Source organism: Streptomyces sp. NPDC059989 (assembly GCF_042736975.1).
Lineage (GTDB): Bacteria > Actinomycetota > Actinomycetes > Streptomycetales > Streptomycetaceae > Streptomyces.
This window is the reverse complement of record NZ_JBHWUO010000153.1, coordinates 1-1,079: the sequence shown is the minus strand read 5'-3', so window position 1 is coordinate 1,079 and position 1,079 is coordinate 1. Positions and strand designations below refer to the sequence as shown.

General features: G+C 66.8%; 1 pseudogene. It reads left to right on the top strand.

Annotated elements, in window-relative coordinates:
- The first annotated feature begins 77 nt into the window (after nucleotides 1-77).
- Nucleotides 78-1,057, top strand: a pseudogene (locus ACFWBN_RS40065) (IS5 family transposase).
- Nucleotides 1,058-1,079: the final 22 nt, after the last annotated feature.

Below are 1,079 nucleotides of genomic sequence, written 5' to 3'. Positions count from 1 at the left end.
CTAGGGCCTGTGTGATGTCGTGATCAGTTCCTGGCTTCTGGCCTCTTCGCGAGGTGGAACCCAGTAGGACTGTGGTCGTGACGCGTAGGCAACTCACGAATGCGCAATGGAAGTTCATCGAGCCGTACCTGCCGATCGGTAGGTACGGCCCGTACCCGGAGCGGCTGCGGGAGCAGTTCGAGGGTGTGATCTGGCGGTTCCGGTCCAGTGCCCAGTGGCGAGAGATGCCTGCCGAGTTCGGCCCCTGGGCCACCGTCTACGGGCGCTTCCGCGTCTGGCGGGACGCCGGAGTGTTCTCCGCCCTACTGGAAGGCCTGATTGCCGAGGCCTCCCGCGCGGGCAGAACAGACTTGTCGCTGGTCAGTGTGGATTCCACAACAGTCCGCGCCCACCACGACGCCGCGGGGATGCGCGTGAGCAAGCACCTCATGCACGCTCTGGAAGAAGCCGCGCGGGAGCAGGAGACAGCCCGGCAAAAGGGGGCAGCCCGGAGGAACAGAACGGACAGGCCGAGCGCCGGCGCATCCGGCGCAGACGCAAGCTCCGCCTGAAGGAAGCCCTGCTCGGAAGGTCCCGGGGCGGACTGACCAGCAAGATTCATCTCGCCGCGGACCGCAGGTGCCGTCCGCTCGCGCTGGTCCTGACCGCCGGGCAGGCCGGGGACAGCCCGCAGTTCATCCCCGTGCTCAAGAGGGTGAGAGTCCGCCTGCCCGTCGGCCGTCCCCGCACGACGCCCGGCGCGGTTGCCGCGGATAAGGCCTACTCGTCCCGCGGTAACCGCTCCTACCTGCGCAGACGCGGTATCAAGGCAGTCATCCCGGAAAAGCGGGACCAGGCCGCCAACCGGAAGAAGAAGGGCGCACGAGGCGGCCGACCCGTCAGCCACGACGCCGACCTCTACAAGGAGCGGAACACGGTCGAACGCCTGATCAACAAGCTGAAGGCCTGGCGAGGGATCGCCACCCGCTATGACAAGGCGCCCGAGAGCTACCTCGCCGGCCTCCACCTCCGCGCCGCAATGATCTGGATCGACGACCTGCTGAAAACCGCCGAATGATCACGACATCACACAGGCCCTA